General features: G+C 74.8%; 16 protein-coding genes. 8 read left to right on the top strand and 8 right to left on the bottom strand.

The window, feature by feature from the left end; all coding sequences use genetic code 11:
• Positions 1-119 precede the first annotated feature (119 nt).
• Positions 120-716: a hypothetical protein gene (locus tag ACIF6F_RS05755; RefSeq protein WP_399941674.1), complete on the top strand. Its 597-nt coding sequence runs from the start codon at positions 120-122 to the stop codon at positions 714-716.
• On the opposite strand, the gene ACIF6F_RS05760 is transcribed toward ACIF6F_RS05755, so the two are convergent.
• Both ACIF6F_RS05760 and ACIF6F_RS05765 read right to left on the bottom strand, forming a co-directional pair.
• Positions 710-2,614: an FG-GAP repeat domain-containing protein gene (locus ACIF6F_RS05760; protein WP_399942192.1), complete on the bottom strand. Its 1,905-nt coding sequence runs from the start codon at positions 2,612-2,614 to the stop codon at positions 710-712. The genes ACIF6F_RS05755 and ACIF6F_RS05760 overlap by 7 nt on opposite strands.
• Before the next feature lie 476 nt (positions 2,615-3,090).
• A complete protein-coding gene (locus tag ACIF6F_RS05765) occupies positions 3,091-3,495 on the bottom strand; it encodes an FG-GAP repeat domain-containing protein (protein WP_399941677.1) in 405 nt (134 codons plus the stop codon).
• Between the two features lie 2,198 nt (positions 3,496-5,693).
• Between ACIF6F_RS05765 and ACIF6F_RS05770 the strand changes: the two genes are divergently transcribed.
• The 3 genes from ACIF6F_RS05770 to ACIF6F_RS05780 all read left to right on the top strand — a co-directional run bounded on the left by ACIF6F_RS05770 (position 5,694) and on the right by ACIF6F_RS05780 (position 8,733).
• A complete protein-coding gene (locus ACIF6F_RS05770; protein ID WP_399941680.1) occupies positions 5,694-7,715 on the top strand; it encodes an FAD-dependent oxidoreductase in 2,022 nt (673 codons plus the stop codon).
• A 149-nt stretch (positions 7,716-7,864) separates the two neighbouring features.
• A complete protein-coding gene (locus tag ACIF6F_RS05775; protein ID WP_399941683.1) occupies positions 7,865-8,278 on the top strand; it encodes a PaaI family thioesterase in 414 nt (137 codons plus the stop codon).
• Between the two features lie 101 nt (positions 8,279-8,379).
• Positions 8,380-8,733, top strand: coding sequence for an ADP-ribosylation/crystallin J1 (locus ACIF6F_RS05780; protein WP_399941685.1), 354 nt, complete (start codon positions 8,380-8,382; stop codon positions 8,731-8,733).
• 18 nt (positions 8,734-8,751) lie between these two features.
• Here the strand turns inward: ACIF6F_RS05780 and ACIF6F_RS05785 are convergent, their stop codons facing one another.
• On the bottom strand, positions 8,752-10,383 hold the full coding sequence (locus tag ACIF6F_RS05785) for an AMP-binding protein (RefSeq protein WP_399941688.1): 1,632 nt from the start codon (positions 10,381-10,383) through the stop codon (positions 8,752-8,754).
• Positions 10,384-10,570: 187 nt separating this feature from the next.
• Between ACIF6F_RS05785 and ACIF6F_RS05790 the strand changes: the two genes are divergently transcribed.
• Positions 10,571-11,812: a styrene monooxygenase/indole monooxygenase family protein gene (locus ACIF6F_RS05790; RefSeq protein WP_399941691.1), complete on the top strand. Its 1,242-nt coding sequence runs from the start codon at positions 10,571-10,573 to the stop codon at positions 11,810-11,812.
• 18 nt (positions 11,813-11,830) lie between these two features.
• On the opposite strand, the gene ACIF6F_RS05795 is transcribed toward ACIF6F_RS05790, so the two are convergent.
• Both ACIF6F_RS05795 and ACIF6F_RS05800 read right to left on the bottom strand, forming a co-directional pair.
• Positions 11,831-12,277 (bottom strand): hypothetical protein, encoded by a 447-nt coding sequence (locus ACIF6F_RS05795; protein ID WP_399941694.1) that lies wholly within the window; start codon positions 12,275-12,277, stop codon positions 11,831-11,833.
• Positions 12,278-12,458: 181 nt separating this feature from the next.
• Positions 12,459-13,115, bottom strand: coding sequence for a DUF2278 family protein (locus tag ACIF6F_RS05800; RefSeq protein ID WP_399941697.1), 657 nt, complete (start codon positions 13,113-13,115; stop codon positions 12,459-12,461).
• Positions 13,116-13,265: 150 nt separating this feature from the next.
• On the opposite strand from ACIF6F_RS05800, the gene ACIF6F_RS05805 reads away from it, so the two are divergent.
• Entirely contained in the window at positions 13,266-13,889 is a 624-nt protein-coding gene (locus tag ACIF6F_RS05805) for a SidA/IucD/PvdA family monooxygenase (protein ID WP_399941700.1), read from the top strand.
• Here the strand turns inward: ACIF6F_RS05805 and thpR are convergent.
• Complete coding sequence (gene thpR, locus ACIF6F_RS05810) at positions 13,847-14,434, bottom strand: RNA 2',3'-cyclic phosphodiesterase (protein WP_399941703.1); 588 nt, start codon at positions 14,432-14,434, stop codon at positions 13,847-13,849. The genes ACIF6F_RS05805 and thpR overlap by 43 nt on opposite strands.
• 154 nt (positions 14,435-14,588) lie before the next feature.
• Here thpR and ACIF6F_RS05815 point away from each other — a divergent pair, with 154 nt between their 5' ends.
• Entirely contained in the window at positions 14,589-15,758 is a 1,170-nt protein-coding gene (locus tag ACIF6F_RS05815; protein WP_399941706.1) for a sulfite oxidase, read from the top strand.
• Between the two features lie 105 nt (positions 15,759-15,863).
• Positions 15,864-16,925: an NAD-dependent epimerase/dehydratase family protein gene (locus tag ACIF6F_RS05820; RefSeq protein WP_399941709.1), complete on the top strand. Its 1,062-nt coding sequence runs from the start codon at positions 15,864-15,866 to the stop codon at positions 16,923-16,925.
• Positions 16,926-17,151: 226 nt separating this feature from the next.
• Here ACIF6F_RS05820 and ACIF6F_RS05825 read toward each other — a convergent pair whose 3' ends face one another.
• Both ACIF6F_RS05825 and ACIF6F_RS05830 read right to left on the bottom strand, forming a co-directional pair.
• The gene (locus ACIF6F_RS05825) at positions 17,152-18,258 is read right to left on the bottom strand and encodes a sensor histidine kinase (RefSeq protein ID WP_399941712.1); all 1,107 of its coding nucleotides are present in this window, start codon (positions 18,256-18,258) and stop codon (positions 17,152-17,154) included.
• Positions 18,255-19,100 (bottom strand): response regulator transcription factor, encoded by an 846-nt coding sequence (locus ACIF6F_RS05830; protein WP_399941714.1) that lies wholly within the window; start codon positions 19,098-19,100, stop codon positions 18,255-18,257. Before ACIF6F_RS05830 ends, ACIF6F_RS05825 begins: the two co-directional genes overlap by 4 nt.
• Positions 19,101-19,203 lie beyond the last annotated feature (103 nt).

Here is a 19,203-nt window from a genome sequence, read left to right on the forward strand (position 1 = left end):
GCCTGCCGGCGGGGCCCGGCTCCCCGGCGCCCCCTCCGTACGCTGGGGCCCGCAACCGGGCTCGGGCGAGGAGGCCCGGGCCCGCGTGGGGCACGACCTGGTTCCGGGTCACCGGGACCGTGCCGGACCAGTGGGCCGGCCGTACCGTCGAGGCCGTCCTCGACCTGGGCTTCGACCGCGCGATGCCCGGCTTCCAGTGCGAGGGGCTGGTGCACGCGTCCGACGGCGGCGAGGTCAAGGGCCTCAGCGCGCTCAACGACCGGGTGCGGGTCACCGACCGGGCCGCGGACGGCGAGCGGGTCGAGTGGTACGTCGAGGCCGCCGCCAACCCCGTGCTCACCGCCCACGCCCCGACCGCCGAGGGCGACGTCCAAACCAGCAGCGACCGGCCCCTGTACCGGCGGGGCCGGATGGACCTCGCGGTCTTCGAGGCCGGGGTCTGGGAGCTCGTACAGGACCTGGACGTGCTGTCGGGACTGCTGGCCGGACTGCCCGCGGACCAGACCCGGCGCCACGACGTGCTGCGCGCGGCCGAACGGGCCCTGGACGCCCTCGACCTCGCCGACGTGCCGGGTACGGCGGACGCGGCCCGCGCCGAGCTCGCCGGCGTCCTCGCCGCCCCCGCGCACGCCTCCGCCCACCGGCAAGCGGCACCGGCCGGCCCTCTTCGAGCGGGTGCGGCGGCGGGTCCGAGGACCGGCAGGGGCGGTCAGTAGACCTCGGTGTACGGCCTGTCGGTGAAGAACCCGGACAGCGGGACCCGGCGTGCGAACGGGGCCGTGGCGTTGCCCGTCCCCTCGTAGAACCAGCTCTTGCCCGCCTTGTCGCGGGCGTAGAGGTCCGGCTTCCGGTCCCCGTCCGCGTCGCCCCAGCCGACCAGGTCCTGGTAGGTGTTCCAGCCGCTGCCGATCCTGGTGCGGGCGCCGAACGTCCCGTCCCCGCGTCCGCGGTGGAGCCAGAGCACCCCGTCCTTGTCCCGGGCGACGAGGTCGCCCGCGGCGCCGCCGGCGATGTTGCCCGTGGAGGTCAGCTCGTTGTAGCCGCCCCAGCCGCCGCTGATCCGCTGCCGCGACTTGTACGGCACGGTGGCAGAACCGGTCGCCCGGTAGAGCCAGAGCACACCGCTCCGGTCGCGGGCGACGAGGTCGGCCCGGCCGTCGCCGGTCACGTCGCCGCCCGCGGTCATCCGGTCGTACGTGTTCCAGCCGCCACCGACCTTGATCCGGGTCGCGAACTTCCCGTCGCCCTTGCCGGTGTAGAGCCACAGCACACCGGCGCCGTCCCGGGCCAGCAGGTCCGCGCGGGAGGTGCCGCCGACGTTGCCCGCGGGCACGAGGGCGGAGTACTTCTCCCAGAACTCGCCGAAGTAGTCCTCGTGATTGCCGACGGTCTCCACCGCGCCGTCGTGGTGGGTGTTGCTGCCGATGAGCTGGCCGACGTTCGTGAGGCCGAGCAGGTCGGGCGAACCGTCGTCGGTGTAGTCGTGCGGTGCCGGGGCGCGGCGGACGGTGAAGCCGCCCTTGGCTTCCAGCGTGGGGCCGATCCCGTTGCGGGGCTTCGCGGTGAGGGTCCATTCGTACGCCCCGTTGGGGGCGTGGCGCCTGCCTGCGGCGATGCCCACGGTCCCGTCCCAGTCGTACGTCAGCCAGCCGTCCTCGGAGATCTCCCCCTCCTCCGCCGGGTCGATGCCCGCGAACTCGCCGCTGGCCTTGTGGCGCAGCACGAGCTCCACGTGCACGTTGCGGCGGGACAGCTGCCACCGCAGGCCGGTGGTCTTGCGGGCCGTGGGGTCGATGACGGCCGGGACCTCCGAGTCGAGCAGCGTCACCTTGGTCGGCTGACCGGTGCCGGCGACGAGCTTGGCGCGCGGAACGCCGTCCGTCCCCTTGGAGATCCGGTACAGGCCCTCCCCGTAGGTGAGGGTGCCGCCCATGGCGAGGAGGGTTCCGTCCGGCCCGGGAACGACGCTCGTCGCGTGGGCCAGCAGCCGCTTGGGCGTACCGCCGGCCAAGGGCGTGGCGTAAAGGCCGTAGTCCTTGTCCTCCTCGCCCCACTCGACGTTCGTCCGGTTCCCGGAGACCGCCCAGCCGTCGAGGAGCCCCAGCACCCACCCGTCGGAACCGCCAGTGGGCTTCGTGGTCACCGTGCCGGAGCCCCGGGGGGCGGTCCGCAGGACGTGGCCTCGTACTCCGTTCGCCCAGCCCACCCAGGCGATGTGCGTCCCGGAGAGGGCGACGTCGCCCCATGAGTCCCAGACGCGGTAGGTGTTCGTGATCCGTGCGCCGGCGACGTCCACCACGGCCTGGTGGAGGACCGGGGCGTCCGTGGTGCCCGTCTTGTACTGCAGGACGAACGCTCCTTCGGCGTACGCCTCGATGGAGAGACTCCGGGCCCCCTCGGGCAGTCCCGTCACGACGCGGTCCGTCATGCCCTGCCGCGGGTCACTGAGCAGGTGGACCACGAAGCCGTGCTCGGCCTCCCAGCCCTGGGTGATCACGGTGGTGCCGAGCCCGCCGAGGGGGATCTGGCCGAGCGGCCTCAGGTCGAGGGCAGTGGTGGTGCCCGTCTCCATGTGGTGCAGCACCGTGGGCGCGCCGGTCTCGGCGGGCGGCATGACCACGGTGTCCGACAGCCCGCCCTGCTCGTGGAGGCCACCCAGCCAGCGATGGAACGGGGTGGTGATGCCGTCCGAGTACCGGGTCCACGCCAGCTGCCGGTCGTCGCCGCCCTCGGTGAGGAACCCGCTTCGCCCGGCGCTGACGATCCGCAGGTCGGAGGCGATCCTCGGCACCCCCGCGGTCACCTCCGCCCCCGCGGCGGCGTACGGCGCGGACGGGGCCGCCGTCGCCGGCACGACGGCGGGCGCGCCGGTGGCGGCGAGGCCGGTCATGACGGCGACGGCGAGCAGGCGTCGGGACGTGCGGTGGTGCATGCGGGACCCCCAGGTCGGGTACGGGCGGACCCGACGCGCTTCGGATCCCCGCCGCACACCTGTCCGCCGACACGTGATCGACCGCGGACTGTACCAGCCGTAACCCGCCCGTGAGCAGGCGGTTTTCCCGAACGAACCCTTTCGGCCGGCCCGGAGCGTCAGTGGAAGCTGCGGTACGTCCTGCCGGTGAGGAACCCCGGGTCTTCGGGGGAGAGCGAGAACGGGAAGGTCGCGTTGCCCGTCCCGTACTGGACCGCGTCCTTGCCGTCCTTGCGGCGGACGTAGAGGTCCGGCTTCCCGTCCCGGTTCGCGTCCCCCCAGCCCACGATGTCCCGGTACAGGTTCCAGTTCTCGCCGGCCTTGGTCCGGGCGGCGAAGGTGCCGTCGCCCCGGCCCCGGTAGAGCCACAGGACGCCGCCTTGTCGCGGGCCAGCAGGTCGCGCGCCCCGCCGCCGGCCACGTTCCCCGGCGCGACCAGCTTGTCGTAGATCCCCCAGCCGGGACCGACGCGCGTGCGCGCCCGGTACGGTGCGGAGGCCTTGCCCGTACCCCGGTGGAGCCACAGCACGCCGGCCTTGTCGCGGGCCAGCAGGTCGGCGCGTCCGTCCCCCGTGAGGTCGCCGCTCGCGGCGAGTTCGGCGTACGTGTTCCAGCCGCTGCCCACCCTGAGCCGGTCCGCGAACTTTCCGTCGCCCTTGCCGGGGTGCACCCAGAGCACGCCCGCCGTGTCGCGGGTCAGCAGGTCCGGGTGCACGCTGCCGACCACGTCGCCGCCGAGGGCCAGGGCGTTGTAGCGGTCCCAGCCCGTGCCGAGGGAGCTCGCGCCGCCGGCCGGTTCCACCCCGGTGTAGCCGTGCTGCACGGAGTTCTGTCGGTACAGCCGGCCGGTCGGGGTCAGGCCGAGGAGGTCGGGCGTGCCGTCGTCGGTGAGGTCGTGCGGGGCCGGGGCGCGGCGGACGGTGACGGTCCCGCCGACCTTGAGGTCCGGTCCGATGCCGTCCAGCGGGGCGACGGTGAGGGTCCAGGTGTACGCGCCGTTGGGTGCCCGTCGGTACGAGCGTCCGTCCGGGGCGCGTACGAGCCCCGGCCAGCGGAACTCCAGCCGCGTGCGGCTCGGGTCGTAGGGGGTGTCCTGCTCGTAGCCGACCCGGGTGAGCTCCTCGTCGCCCTCCGTCGTCAGGCCCGTCGCCCGGTGCCGGAGCACCAGCGTCATCCTCGACTCGTGGGGGGAGACCTGCCAGCGCATCCGCAGGACCGCGTCGCCGTCGAGGCGGACGGCCGAGGGGACGTCCTGGCCGTACAGGGTCACCTTGGTCGGCTCACCGGTGCCGGCGAGGAGCGTCGCCGCCGGCTTCCCGTCGGCGCCCTTGGCGATCCGGTACAGCCCCTCGCCCCGGGCCAGGGTGCCGCCCATGGCCAGCAGCGTGCCGGCCGGGCCGGGGACGACCGAGGAGGCGTGGTCGAGCAGCCGCACGCGCGGGCCGCCGGCCAGCGGCTCGGCGTACAGGGCGTAGTCGGTGGGACGCCTGCCGAGCCCGAGCTGGGCGTGCACGCCGCTCACGAGCCAGTCGTCCAGCAGGTCGGCCTTCAGCCCGTCCCGCTCGGTGTCCGAGGTGAGGCGTACGGCCACGTCGGCGGATCCGAGTTCGGCCACGCGCACGACGCTGCGGTAGGTGCCGGTCTCGGGCTTCCACTGCATCCCGGACCAGACGATGTGGCGGGCGGAGAGCGACGGGGTGCCCCAGCTCGCGGAGGCGTAGGTGCGCAGCACCTTGCCGGCCTTGGCGTCGACCAGGGCGTCCCGCTTGGGGTCGCTCAGCTCCGGGCCGGTCTGGTAGGTCAGGACGAACGTGCCGGGGCCGAGCGCGGTCACGCGGGGCCGGTAGGCCAGGGAGGGCATTCCGGTGACGGTCCGGTCCGTCACGCGGGTGCCGTCGAGGTCGAGCAGGTGGAGTTCCACCGTGCCGGGCTTCCCCTTGTGCGCGATCACGCTGGAGCCCGTCGCGCCGAGGTAGCCGAGCCCGCGTGCCGTGAGCCCGACCGTGCTCTGGGTCCCCTTGTCCATCCGGCGGAGGGTGACGCGGTCCGCGAGCGGGGCGAAGTCCGTGTCGGTCACGGCGATGGTGTCGGAGAGGCCGCCGTGCCGGGCGCGGGCCTCCGAGTGGAAGCCCGAGGCGTCGCCCACCTTCTTCGTCACGCCGTCCGCGTAGCGCGTCCAGTCGAGCCGGTGGCCCAGGGCGGGGTCCCAGGTGAGGAACCCGGTCGGCCCGGCGGCGATGACCTCCCGCCCCGCCGGGATCCTGGGGACCGCTGCCACGGCCGTGTCCGGGGCGGCCGGTCCGGCTGCGGGTCCGGCGGCCGTTCCGGCGCCCGGCCCTGCGGCCGCGGCCGCGGCCGCCGTGGCGGGGAGTGCGGCCGGACCGGCCGTGGCGGCCAGGGCCACGGTCGCGGCGACGGCCAGCAGGCGCGGGGTGTGGCGTGTGGTGTGTCGCGGGGTGTGTCGGTGCATGAGGAAGCGGCCCCCCTGGGCGAATCGGTTCGGCGGGGTGCGCACGGCCCCCCGGCCGCACACCCGCTCGCTCTCGCTTGATGATCAAGGACCCTACCAGCGGACCCCCGGGCCCTCCGGGCCCCGACCTTGCGGCCCTCCGGGGCCCGCGCGGTCGCCATGACCCGCACCACACCTCTTATGCACCTAGTTGCAAAACCGGTTACCGGTCGGTACAACAGGCTCAAGGACACCGCGCGAGGAGGCGCCCCCATGACCCCGTACCCGCACCTGCTGAGCCCCCTGGACCTCGGGTTCACCACCCTGCCGAACCGGGTGATCATGGGCTCGATGCACACCGGCCTGGAGGAGGCCGAGCGCGGCTTCGAGCGCCTCGCCGCCTTCTACGCCGAGCGCGCCCGCGGCGGCGTCGGCCTGATCGTCACCGGCGGCATCGCCCCCAACGACCGCGGCCGTCCCTTCGAGGGCGGGTCCCGCCTCACCACCGAGGCCGAGGCCGAGGAGCACCGCGCGATCACCGAGGCGGTGCACGCCGAGGGCGGCCGGATCGCCATGCAGATCCTGCACTTCGGCCGCTACGCCTACCACGCGGACCTGGTCGCCCCCAGCGCCCTCCAGGCCCCCATCAGCCCCTTCGTGCCGCACGCCCTCACCGACGACGAGGTCGAGGAGACCGTCGAGGACTTCGTGCGCGCCGCCCGCCTCGCGAAGCTCGCCGGCTACGACGGCGTCGAGATCATGGGCTCCGAGGGCTACCTGATCAACGAGTTCACCGCCGAGCACACCAACCGGCGCGAGGACCGCTGGGGCGGCTCGTACGAGAACCGCGTCCGCTTCCCGCTGGAGATCGTCCGCCGCACCCGCGAGGCCGTCGGCCCGGACTTCATCCTGATCTACCGCCTCTCGATGCTCGACCTGGTCCCCGTCGGCTCCACCCTCGACGAGGTCGTCTTCCTCGCCAAGGAGATCGAGGCCGCAGGCGCCACCATCATCAACACCGGCATCGGCTGGCACGAGGCGCGCATCCCCACCATCGCCACGTCCGTCCCCCGCGGCGCGTACACCTGGGTCACCCAGCGCCTGATGGGGGCGGTGAGCATCCCGCTGGTCACCAGCAACCGCATCAACACCCCCGAGAAGGCCGAGGAGATCCTCGCCGAGGGCCGCGCCGACCTGGTCTCCCTGGCCCGCCCCTTCCTGGCCGACGCCGAGTTCGTCGCCAAGGCCGGAGCCGGCCGTCCCGAGACGATCAACACCTGCATCGGCTGCAACCAGGCCTGCCTCGACCACACCTTCAGCGGCAGGATCACCTCCTGCCTGGTCAACCCCCGCGCCTGCCACGAGACCGAGCTGGTCCTCGCCCCCACCCGCCTGAAGAAGCGTGTCGCCGTCGTCGGCGCCGGCCCGGCCGGCCTCGCCTGCGCCGTCTCCGCCGCCGAGCGCGGCCACTCCGTCACCCTGTACGAGGCCTCCGGCCACATCGGCGGACAGCTCGACATCGCCCGCCGCATCCCGGGCAAGGAGGAGTTCGAGGAGACCATCCGCTACTTCGGCACCCAGCTGGCCGCCCGCGGCATCGAGGTCCGGCTGAACACCCTCGCCGACGCGGCCGGCCTGGCCGCCGAGGGGTACGACGACGTGGTCGTCGCCACCGGCGTCACCCCCCGCACCCCCGAGATCGAGGGCGTGGACCACCCCAAGGTCCTCAGCTACCTCGACGTCCTGCGCGACGGCGCCCCGGTCGGCGAGCGCGTCGCGATCGTCGGTGCCGGCGGCATCGGCTTCGACGTCGCCGAGTACCTCACCGACAGCGGCGAGGGCGCCAGCCAGGATCCGGCCGTCTACTTCCGGCACTGGGGCGTCGACACGACGTACGGCGCCCGCGGCGGACTCGGCACCCCCGAGCGGCCCGCCACCCCCCGCACCGTTCACCTCCTCCAGCGCAAGACCACCAAGGTCGGTGCCGGCCTGGGCACCACCACCGGCTGGATCCACCGCACCGAGCTCAAGCACCGAGGGGTCACCACCGTCGCCGGCGCCACGTACGAGCGGATCGACGACGAGGGCCTGCACATCACGGTCGACGGCACCGCGCACACCGTGCCCGCCGACACGGTCGTGCTCTGCACCGGCCAGGAGCCGCGCCGCGACCTGTACGACGAGCTGACCGCGGCCGGCGTCCGCGCCCACCTCATCGGCGGCGCCGACGTGGCCGCCGAACTGGACGCCAAGCGCGCCGTCAAGCAGGGCACCGAACTGGCCGCCGCCCTCTGACGTCCCGGCTGCCGTGGCCGCACCCGGCGGGCGGCCACAGGCACCCGGCGCATCGGAACCGCTCCCTGACCCGTCCCGAGACGTCCGGGCGCGCTTCCACAGCCTGCCGGGTGTTGTGGGCGGGCCGGGTGCGCGGTCAGAATCGGGGGGTGACGCTGACTGCGGCCGAGGCCGACAAGATCCTTGCCGACAACTTCGCTCCCTGGGTGCTCGCGCTCGGGCTCACCGTGGCCGAGACCGGCGAGCGGCACGCCGTGCTGCGGCTGCCCTGGTCCGACCAGTTGGCCCGGGACGGTGGCGGGTTGTCCGGGCAGGCCATGATGGCCGCCGCCGACACCGCCACGGTGATCGCCATCTCGGCCGCCCGCGGTGCGTACGGTCCGATGACCACCGTCCAGCAGTCGACCAGCTTCCAGCGCCCGGTCGTCGGCGCGGACCTGCTGGTGCGGGTGGACGTCACCAAGCTCGGCAAGCGGATGGCCTTCGCCGACATCACCATGACCGCCGAGGGCACCGAGGAACCCGCCGCCCGCGCCTCCACGGTCTACGCCCTGCTCGGCTGACGGCGGAAAAGCACGTGCCGGGCGCGGGGGCGCGCGGCTAACGTTCCGTCACCGCGCCGCCCGCCCCGGGCGGCCACCGTGACCGAAAGCGAAGAAGAGCCATGACCGGCCGCCGAGCGACGACGACCCTGTGGCGCCCCACCGGCCCCCACGAGCTGGCGCTCGTCGCGGAGCTCGGCTGGCGGGCCTGGCCGCCCCGGCTGCCGGACCAGCCGATCTTCTACCCCGTGCTCAACGAGGACTACGCGGTCAGGATCGCCCGCGACTGGAACGTCCCGCACAGCGGGGCCGGGTTCGTCACCCGCTTCGAGGTGGACACCGAGTTCCTCGCCCGCTATCCCGTGCGGCAGGCCGGCGGGCGGACGATCCTGGAGCTCTGGGTGCCGGCCGAGGAGCTGGACGAGTTCAACGCCCACATCGTCGGGCGGATCCAGGTCGTCCGCGAGTTCCGCTGATCCGCGTTCGGCTCTGTTTCAGGGGGACTTGAGGTTCAGGATCGCGGCCGCCGCCTCGCGCATCTCCACCTTGCGGACCTTCCCGGTGACCGTCATCGGGAAGGCGTCCACCACGTGGACGTACCGCGGGATCTTGAAGTGTGCGAGCCGCCCCGTGCAGTACGCGCGGACCGCCTCCGCCGTGAGCGGCTCGGCGCCCTCCCGCATCCGCACCCACGCCATCAGCTCCTCGCCGTACTTCTCGTCCGGCACGCCGATCACCTGGACGTCGAGGACGTCGGGGTGGCCGTGGAGGAACTCCTCGATCTCGCGCGGGTAGAGGTTCTCCCCGCCCCTGATCACCATGTCCTTGATCCGCCCGGTGATGGCGAGGTACCCCTCCCCGTCCATCACGGCCAGGTCCCCGGTGTGCATCCAGCGGGCAGCGTCCACCGCCTCGGCGGTCTTCTCCGGCTCGCCCCAGTAGCCGAGCATCACCGAGTACCCGCGGGTGCACAGCTCGCCCGGCATGCCGCGCGGCACCGTCAGGCCGGTGTCCGGGTCGACGACCTTCACCTCCAGGTGAGGCCCCACCCGGCCCACCGTGGACACCCGGCGCTCGACCGGGTCGTCCACCCGGGTCTGCGTCGAGACCGGGGAGGTCTCCGTCATGCCATAGCAAATGGACACCTCCGCCATGCCCATCCGCCCGATGACCTCCTTCATCACCTCGGTGGGGCAGGGCGAGCCCGCCATGATCCCGGTGCGCAGGCTGGACAGGTCGTACGAGTCGAAGCCAGGGTCCGCCAGTTCGGCGATGAACATGGTGGGCACGCCGTACAGCGAGGTGCAGGACTCGGCGGCCACCGCGGCGAGCGTGGCCGCCGGGTCGAAGGCCGGGGCCGGGATGACCATCGCGGCGCCGTGGCTGGTGCACGCCAGGTTGCCCATCACCATGCCGAAGCAGTGGTAGAAGGGCACCGGGATGCAGACCCGGTCCTGCTCCGTGTACCCCAGCAACTCGCCGACGAAGAAGCCGTTGTTGAGGATGTTGTGGTGCGACAGGGTGGCGCCCTTGGGGAAGCCGGTGGTGCCCGAGGTGTACTGGATGTTGATCGGGTCGTCCGGGCTCAGCGCCGCCTGCGCGGCGGCCAGCACGGCCGGCTCCGCGCGCCGCCCCTCGGCCAGCAGGCCGTCCCACCGCTCGGAGCCCAGCAGCAGTACGTGTTCCAGGGCCGGGCAGCGGGGCGACACCTCCTCGATCATCCCCGCGTAGTCGGAGGTCCTGAACCGGTCGGCCGCGGCCAGCAGCCGGACCCCGGACTGGTTGAGCACGTACTCCAGCTCGTGCGCCCGGTACGCCGGGTTGACGGTCACCAGCACCGCGCCGATCTTGGCGGTGGCGTACTGCACCAGGGTCCACTCGGCCCGGTTGGGCGCCCAGATGCCGACCCGGTCGCCCTTGGTGATGCCCAGCCCCAGCAGGCCCAGGGCCAGGGCGTCGACGTCGGCGGCCAGTTCCGCGTACGTCCACCGGCGCCCGGTGTCCCGCTCGACCAGGGCGTCCCGGTCGGGGAACGCCCGTACCGCCCGGTCGAAGTCGTCCCCGATCGTGCGGCCCAGCAGCGGGACCCGCGAGGGCCCGGACGCGTAACTCGGGGCGATCGGCACGGCGTGCCTCCTGGGAGGGGACGGGACCGGACGGAACTGCCGGACGGCGCTCCATGATCCCTGCCGGGCGCGGGCCGGGGCCAGACCCCGGACGGGTCGGATCGAGACAGCCTGCGGTGACGCCCGGCGGCGGGCGCCGCGCCCTGCGTAGCGTGGCCGCCACGGGAGTCTCGCGGAGGAGGGCGCGGTGCGCAGGATCGCGATCGTCGGGGCGGGCCAGGCGGGGCTGCACCTCGCACTCGGCTTGCAACGGCACGGCTACGACGTGACGTTGACGGCCGCACGGACGGCCGGCCAGGTCAGGGAGGGCCACCCGCTGTCCACCCAGGCCATGTTCGGCCCGGCCCGGAGCCTGGAGCGCGCCCTGGGCCTCGACCTCTGGGCGGAGCGCACCCCGCTCGTACGGGACATGACCTTCGCCCTGGCCGGCCCGGACGGCGCCCGGCTCACCGGATTCGGGACGCGGCTCGACGAAGGCCAGCAGTCGGTGGACCAGCGCGTGAAGCTGCCGGCCTGGCTGGAACTCTTCGAGGAGCGGGGCGGCCGGACCGAGTACCGCACCGTGGACCGCGACGGGCTGGCCCGGCTGGCGGCCGGCCACGACCTGACGCTGGTGGCCGCCGGGCGGGGCGGCCTCTCCGCCCTGTTCCCGGCCGACGCCGCCCACTCGCCGTACGAGAAGCCGCAGCGCACCCTGGCCTGCGCCTATCTAAACGGCGTGGGCACCCCGCCCGGGCCGGGCGGGGAGCACGCCCGGATCACGGCGGTGACCGGCGGCGGCGAACTCTTCCTCCAGCCGGCCCTCACCCTCTCCGGCCCCTGCACGATCCTGCTGTGGGAGGCCGTGCCCGGCGGGCCGCTGGACGTGTTCGCCGACCGGCCCGGCCCCGCGGCCTTCCTGGAGCGGTCCCTCGGCCTGCTGCGCCGGCACGTCCCCTGGGAGCACGAGTGGTGCCGCGGTGCCGAACCCACCGACGCCCGCGCCACCCTGTACGGCGCGCTCACCCCCCGGGTGCGCCACCCGGTCGCGCTGCCGGCACCCCGCCGGCCCGTCCTCGGCATGGCCGACACCCTCGTGCTGAACGACCCGGTCACCGGCCAGGGCGCGAACAACGCCGCCCGCTGCGCCGCCACGTACCTCCGCGAGATCCTCGCTCACGGGGAACGCGCCTTCGACGAGGCGTGGATGCGGCGCACCCACGCCCTGTTCTGGGAACACGCCCGGTACAGCGTCGCGTTCACGAACCTGATGCTCCAGGCCCCGCCCCCGCCGCACGTCCAGCGGGTGCTGGGGGCCGCCGCGGCCGTTCCGTCCGTGGCGGACCGGTTCGCGGCGGCCTACGCCGATCCGGCCGGGCTCGAAGACTGGCTCCTCGACCCGCGCCGGACCGACGCGTGGCTCGGCTCACAGGCCGCGCGGCCTTCCTGATCCTCCGTCAACCCACCGTCAGCCCACGGTTTCCTCGGGCTGGTAGACGGCGAGCGCCCAGATCACGAAGATGTTGATGCCGATCATGATGATCGACCAGAGCGGCTGGTACGGCAGGAAGAGGAACTGCAGCACCATGCTCAGCGAGGCCAGGCCGATGCCTATCAGGCGGCCCCAGCCGGCGCCGCTGAGCACGCCCCAGCCGGCGACGAGCGCGAGCACGCCCATGATGAGCAGGATCCAGCCCCAACCGGTGAGGTTGATCTTGTAGATGTAGTCGCCGAAGCGGGCGTAGATGTCGTCCTCGGCGATCGCGGCGATGCCCTGGAGCACCGCCAGTGCACCGTTGATCAGGAGCAGGATGCCGGCGAAGGTCACCCCGCCGGACACCCAGGACGAGTTGACCGGCGGGCCGCCCGGTGTGCCGTACCCGGGGGTACCTGAAGGTCGTGATGACTCTGTCATGGCCGTATGCCTCCGTTCGCACCCCGCGGTCGCGCCGCGGGCCTGCGATCACTCTTCACCCGGACGGCGGCACCCACCACGCGAACAGCGCCATTCGGGTGAAAGTGGACATCGATCGGGGTGGGCCCGGAGGGGGCGGCCCGGAGGCGTGGCCCCAGGGCTGTGGCCGGGAGGCGGCGGCCTAGAGGGGGTGGCCGGTCTTGCCGGTCTGGTCCGCCTGGGTGGAGAACTTGTTCAGGAAGACGTCGTACCGGCCGTCGGGGCGGCGGGTCAGGGTGGCCCCGTCCTGCCAGATGCCGTTCTCCGCCCACCACTGGCTGCCGGCGGGGTCGCCCTGGTTCTGGTGGATGTTGTGCATGCCCAGGCCGGCGCTGAAGGGCTCCCCGAAGACCAGGACGGGCCGCCCGACGGCGAGGATCGGCTCCAGGGCGAGGGCGGCGTCGAGGTTGGACCCCGAGGTCCACGGCAGGGCGGGCCCGACCAGTGGTGCGAGCAGCTTCCGCAGCCAGCCGGGCAGCGTCGCCCACCAGGCCGGCCGGCCCTTCAGGGCCGGGTGCCGGATGTAGTCCAGCGCCCCGGAGGCGGGGGTGCGGGCCAGCTCGTGGTAGCCCGGTGCCAGGGCGGCCGCCGGTCCGAGCGCCGCCGCGTCCACGGTGAAGACCTTCCACTGCACGCCGGTGGCCGAGTCGTGGCTGTCCACGTCGACGGCGCACCGGTACCGCCCGTCGGGGGCGTCCACCCGCAGGTTGACGTGGAACCAGGCGCCCTCGTCGTCGGGGGTGTCCCGGAAGTGCTGGTGCAGGGTGCCGGACAGCACGCCGTAGCGCTGGAAGGGCATGGGTTCAGTGAACACCGGGCCGGCCACCCCGGCCATCGGCGTTCACCCGGAGGAGCGGAGCGCGGCCGCGCAAGGGGCCTGAACGCGCAACCCGGCGGCGCGCGGGGGTGCGCGACGTCTCGGCCTGATTACGAGGCGGCGGGCTTCCACATGCGGTACTTCCACTCCCTCCCCGAGGAGACGCGGGACCGGCTGGCCCGCGAGCAGTGGCAGTTCCACAAGGGCATCTCCACCGGCACCCTCGACGAGATCCACGAACTGCTCTACCGGCGGCAGCTGGAGCCGGGGCTCGCCGACATGGAACTGCGCCCCGGCACCACCGTCGAGTCGGCCGTGGTCGACGCCGCGGGGCGGGCGGTGCTGAGCTGCCGCCACCGCGACACCGGCCGGGCCTTCGCGCACACCACCGACCTCGTCGTCGCCGCCACCGGCTACCGCGACCGCACGCCGGCCTTCCTCGGGCCCGTCGCGGGCCTGGTCGCGCGGGACGGCCGCGGCCGCCCCCGGGTGCGCCTCGACCACTCGCTCGAACTCGGCGGGGGAGTCACCGGCCGGATCTTCGTGGCCAACGCCGGTACCCACTCCCACGGCGTCTCGTCACCGAACTTCGACATCGGCGCCGTCCGCAACGCCGCGATCCTCAATGCCGTCACCGGCCGCGAGACCTACCGCCTCCCGCGCCGCAGCGCGTTCACCAGCTTCGCGCCGCCGCGTCACCGGCAGCCGCCCGGTCACCCGGCCCCGCCGAACCCCCAGGACTCGATGTCGCGGTAGCGGATCGGCCCCGGGCCGCGCCCGAAGTTGCTGCCCACCAGGTGCAGCCGGGCGGCCGCCCACCCGCGGCCGCGGAACCCGGCCAGCCCGCCGGCCGCCTCCACCACCGAGGCCCCGTCGCCCCGGCGGGCCCGCGCCAGCGTCAGGTGCGGGCGCAGCGGCCGGTCGGGGAAGTCGATCCCGCACTCCTTCACCAGCGCCCGCACGTCCGTGGCGAGCAGGTGCAGCTCGTCGAGGTCCCCCTCGATCCCGCTCCACAGCACCCGTTCGTCGAAGTGCCCGCCGCCGCTCAGCGCCAGCCGCACCGGCCCGCGGGCCGCCGCCAGCTCCGCCAGCGGGGGCCGCAGCCCCGGCACGCTCCCGGCGGGCAGCTCGCCGAGGAACGCCAGGGTGATGTGCCAGTCCTCGATGCGGTTCCAGCGCATGTCCGGGTACGCCGCGTACGCCGGCCCCAGCGCCCGGGCCAGCTCGTCCTTCGCGTCGTCGGGCGGGGCGAGGGCGATGAATATCCGTACGGTGCTCGCGTCCCGGGTCGTCTCGTTCACCCCCCTTTCGTACCGCGCCGCGCCCGCCCCGGTCACACCGGCCCCGCTTCCGGGCGGCGGACCGGCGCCGCGCTCGGGCCGGACCGGCGCCGCCGGGCCGGACCGGGGCCGGCTGCGGTGGTGGACCGGCGCGCGGCGGGCGCAGACTTGGCACATGGCAGAGGGCCTCGGCGAGGTCAGCGGACCGGCCCGGCTGGCCGGCCCGGAGGAAGGGATCGGGCGCGACGAGCTCGCGCTGGCGGCCCGCAACCACGGCCTGCCCCTGGAGGCGCTGCGCCACCCCGTCACGCCGCCCGGCCTGCACTACGTCCTCACCCACTACGACATCCCCTGGGCGGACGGCGAGGAGTGGACCCTCACGGTCGGCGGCCGGGTGCGCCGGCGCCTGGAACTGGACCCGGCCGCCCTGCGCGCCCGCCCGTCCGTGACGCTGCGGGTGACCCTGGAGTGCGCGGGCAACGGCCGCGCCCTGCTCTCGCCCCGCCCCGTCAGCCAGCCGTGGCTGACCGAGGCCGTCGGCACCGCCGAGTGGACGGGCGTCCCGCTCCGGGAGCTCCTCGCCGAGGCGGGCGTCGGGCGGGACGCCGTGGACGTCGTCTTCACCGGCGCCGACCACGGCGTCGAGCGCGGCGTGGAGCAGGACTACGAGCGGGCGCTGCCGGTGCGCACCGCCCTGGGCGACGAGGACGGCGTACTCGTCGCCCACACGATGAACGGCACCCCGCTGCCGCCCCAGCACGGGTACCCGCTGAGGCTCGTCGTGCCCGGCTGGTACGGCATGGCGCACGTGAAGTGGCTGCGCCGGATCACCGTCCTCGACGCCCCCTTCACGGGCTTCCAGCAGACCGTCGCCTACCGCCTGCGGCAGGAGCCGGGCGAGGCGGGAGAACCGGTCACCCGGATCGCTCCCCGCGCCCTGCTCGTACCGCCCGGCTTCCCCGACTTCATGTCGCGGACCCGTGTGCTGCGGCCGGGTCCGGTGCTTCTGGAGGGCCGCGCCTGGTCGGGGCGCGCCCCGGTCACGTCCGTCGAGGTGAGCACGGACGACGGCACGACGTGGCGGCCCGCGGAGCTGGAGCCGGCGCCGGCCGACGCCCGGCACCGCTGGGCCTGGCGCCGGTGGACGTTCCCCTGGTCCGCCGCGCCGGGCCGGTACGTGCTGTGCGCCCGGGCCGCGGACGCGCTGGGCAACCGGCAGCCCGTGCGGCCCCCGTGGAACCGCGGCGGCTTCGCGAACAACCAGGTCCAGCGCCAGCCGGTGCTGTGCCTGGCCGGCACCGGTCAGGACCGACGGGGCATGCCGGGACCGGGCCGACCGGACTGACCGAACCGACCGGACTGGCCAACCGGGCCGACCGGGCATGACGGAAGTCTTACGGGGCGGTGTGGGACGGCGCGGCCCGGCGCCCCGCTGCGTAGCGTGCCGGGCATGCGTGTACTAGTGACGGGAGGCGCCGGGTTCATCGGCGCTCACGTGGTCGACGACCTGCGGAGCCGGGGGCACGAACCGGTGGTGTTCGACGTCCTGCTGCCGGCCGCCCACCCCGAAGAGCCGGTGCTCCCCGACGCGGAGTTCCTGCGCGGCGACGTCCGGGACGCCGACGCGGTCCGCCGGGCCCTGCGCGGGGTGGACGCCGTGTGCCACCAGGCGGCCATGGTCGGGCTGGGCAGGGACTTCTCCGACGCGGCGGACTACGTGGCCTGCAACGACCTGGGGACGGCCGTGCTGCTGGCGGCCATGGCCGGGGCCGGGGTCCGGAGGTTCGTACAGGCCGGGTCGATGGTGGTGTACGGCGAGGGCCGGTACGCCTGCCCGGCCCACGGCGTCGTACGGCCGGGACCGCGGGCCGTGGCGGACCTGGAGGCCGGCCGCTTCGAGCCCCGGTGCCCCCTCTGCGGCGCCGCACTGGCGCCGGGCCTGGTGGCCGAGGACGCCCCGGCCGACCCGCGCAACGTCTACGCGACCACGAAGCTGGCCCAGGAACACCTGGCCGCCTCCTGGGCCCGCGCGACCGGGGGCTCGGCGGTCTCGCTCCGCTACCACAACGTGTACGGGCCGGGGATGCCGCGGGACACCCCGTACGCCGGGGTGGCCTCCTTCTTCCGGTCCGCCCTGGCCCGCGGCGAGGCGCCCCGGGTCTTCGAGGACGGGGGCCAGCGCCGGGACTTCGTCCACGTACGGGACGTGGCCTCGGCCAACACGGCCGCGCTGGCGCACCTCGCGGACCCTGCGGAGGGGCGGCACGCGGCGTACAACATCGGCAGCGGCGAGCCGCACACCGTCGGCGAGATGGCCGCGGCGCTGGCCCGCGCCCACGGCGGGCCCGAACCGGTGGTGACGGGGGAGTTCCGGCTCGGGGACGTCCGCCACGTCACGGCCGACTCGTCGCTGGCACGGCACGAACTGGGCTGGCGGCCGCGGGTCGGCTTCGATGAGGGCATGACGGAGTTCGCGGGCGCCGCTCAGCGCGCCGCGGCGGGCGGCCGGTAGCCGGCCCGGCGCGGAGCGAGGGGCGAGGGGCCGCCCAGCTGCGCGAGGGCTCCGCGGCCGGGCGAAGGGCCCCGAGGTCGGGCCGGCGGCGCGCGGTGTGGCCGGGCCTGCGCGGTCCGGCGAGGGTGCGCGGTCTGGCCGGGGCCGCGCGGTCCGGCGAGGCCTGGGCCGTCCGGCCGGGAGTGCACGGTGCGGCCCAGACCGCGCGGCGGCCGGCGGTGCGTGGTCAGGCCAGGGGCAGCGTCACCTCGAAACGGCAGCCGCCCGGCACGTTGCGCACCTCGGCGCGGCCGGAGTGGGCCTCCACGATGCCCCGTACGATCGCCAGCCCGAGCCCCGCGCCGGACGGCGGCGTACGCGCGGGGCTGCCCCGCCACCCGGTGTCGAACACCCGGGGCAGGTCCTCGTCCGGGATGCCGCCGCAGGCGTCGGTGACGGACAGCACGGCCCCGTCCGCGCCCCGGCCGACCGCCACGGCGACCGTGCCGTCGGCCGGGGTGTGGCGGATGGCGTTGACCAGCAGGTTCGCCAGCACCCGCGTCATCTCCTTGCCGTCCACGTCCACCGGCACGTGCGCGATCTCCTCGCCCACCAGCCGCACCCCGCGCTCCCGGGCGAGCGGGTCGGCGCCCAGCAGGGCGTCGGCCGCCAGGTCCCGCAGCGAGACCCGGCTGGGGGCCAGCTCCAGCGCCCCGGCGTGGATGCGGGACAGCTCGAACAGGTCGCCCACCATGGCGTCGAGGCGTTCCACCTCGGTGCGGATCCGGCGGTGGTAGCGGGCGGCGTCGTCCACCACGCCGTCCTCCAGGGCCTCCGCCATGGCGCGCAGCCCGGCCAGCGGGGTGCGCAGGTCGTGCGAGATCCAGGCGACCAGCTCGCGGCGGGAGGACTCCAGCGCGCGCTCCCGCTCCCGGGAGGCGGTCAGCCTGGCGCTGGTGGCGGCCAGTTCCGCGGCCAGCGCGGAGAGTTCGGCGGTGGCGGGCGCGGGCGGCGCGGCGAAGCTGCCGTCGTCCCCGAAGTCGCGTGCGGCGAGCGCCAGATCGCGGCTGCGGGCGACGACCCACCGTCCCATCAGCAGGGCCGTGGCGAGCGAGACGAGGGCCGCCATCGCGACGACCAGGGTCACCACCGTCAGGTCGTGCGGGGACAGGAACATGGCCCGGGCGACGGCGAGGGTCCCGGCGAGCATGGCCGTCACCGCCACCACGGCGACCACGGCCAGCGACACGGTGACCGACCGCCGCCGCAGCAGGCGCAGGGCCAGCGCCCCGGCGGCCCCGGCGCACACGGCGCCGCCGAGCGCGAAGAGCGCGATGAGCAGGAAGTCCGTCACGACCTGCCCCCCTGCGGCGCGGCGGGCGGCACCGGAGCGGAGGCCGGGGCCGGGGCGGGGACAGCGTCCGGCGTGGCAGGGGCCGTGTCCGGATGCGCGGGATCGGACACGGCCTCGAAGCGGTAGCCGACGCCCCACACCGTATGGATCAGCCGCGGTACGGCCGGGTCCTCCTCGATCTTGGCGCGCAGCCGCCGTACGTGGACCGTGACCGTGGACAGGTCCCCGAAGTCCCAGCCCCACACGTCCCGCATCAGAGCCTCGCGCGAGTGGGCCCGCCCGGGGTGCGACAGGAAGTGTGCCAGCAGGTCGAACTCCCGGAGCGTGAGGGCAAGTTCGGCGCCGTCCCGGGTCGCCCTGCGGGTCACCGGGTCGAGCGTGATCCCGGCCGCCCGCAGCGGCGCGGGCGCCCGGACGACGGCGGACTCCGCGCCGGGCCGGCTGCGGCGCAGCACGGACTCCACCCTCAGGACCAGCTCCCGCGGGCTGAACGGCTTGGTGACGTAGTCGTCGGCGCCCAGTTCGAGCCCCGCGATCCGGTCCTCCTCCGTGCCCCGCGCGGTCAGCATGATCACCGGGACGGGGCGGTCGGCGCGCAGCCGCCGGCACACCTCCAGCCCGTCGATGCCCGGCAGCATCAGGTCCAGGACGACCAGTTCAGGCGGGTCGGCGGCGGCCAGGGCGAGGGCGCCGGGCCCGTCGGCGGCGTGCCCGACCGTGTGGCCGGCCCTGCGGAGGTATCCGGTGACGACCTCGGCGACGGTCGGGTCGTCGTCGACGACGAGGATCCGGGCGGGCTCCGCGGGGCCCGGCCGTCCCACGGGGGGTGCTGGCGTGCTCATGCGCCCCAGTGTCGTACGGCGGGCCCCCGGCCGTCCCCCCTGCCCGGCCCGCCCGGTGCTGCCGTCCGTGTTTCGTAAGGAGTCGATCGCCCCGTTCTGGCGC

Origin of the sequence: Streptomyces sp. NPDC086023 (genome assembly GCF_044540325.1) — a bacterium.
In the GTDB taxonomy this organism is placed as follows: domain Bacteria; phylum Actinomycetota; class Actinomycetes; order Streptomycetales; family Streptomycetaceae; genus Streptomyces.

Coding starts and splice junctions, on each gene's coding strand:
- ACIF6F_RS05760 (WP_399942192.1), bottom strand. CDS start 2,614: ATGCCGCCCGCCGAGACCGGCGCGCCCACGGTGCTGCACCACATGGAG.
- ACIF6F_RS05820 (WP_399941709.1), top strand. CDS start 15,864: ATGCGTGTACTAGTGACGGGAGGCGCCGGGTTCATCGGCGCTCACGTG.
- ACIF6F_RS05770 (WP_399941680.1), top strand. CDS start 5,694: ATGACCCCGTACCCGCACCTGCTGAGCCCCCTGGACCTCGGGTTCACC.
- ACIF6F_RS05815 (WP_399941706.1), top strand. CDS start 14,589: ATGGCAGAGGGCCTCGGCGAGGTCAGCGGACCGGCCCGGCTGGCCGGC.
- ACIF6F_RS05830 (WP_399941714.1), bottom strand. CDS start 19,100: ATGAGCACGCCAGCACCCCCCGTGGGACGGCCGGGCCCCGCGGAGCCC.
- ACIF6F_RS05805 (WP_399941700.1), top strand. CDS start 13,266: ATGCGGTACTTCCACTCCCTCCCCGAGGAGACGCGGGACCGGCTGGCC.
- ACIF6F_RS05795 (WP_399941694.1), bottom strand. CDS start 12,277: ATGACAGAGTCATCACGACCTTCAGGTACCCCCGGGTACGGCACACCG.
- ACIF6F_RS05800 (WP_399941697.1), bottom strand. CDS start 13,115: ATGCCCTTCCAGCGCTACGGCGTGCTGTCCGGCACCCTGCACCAGCAC.
- ACIF6F_RS05780 (WP_399941685.1), top strand. CDS start 8,380: ATGACCGGCCGCCGAGCGACGACGACCCTGTGGCGCCCCACCGGCCCC.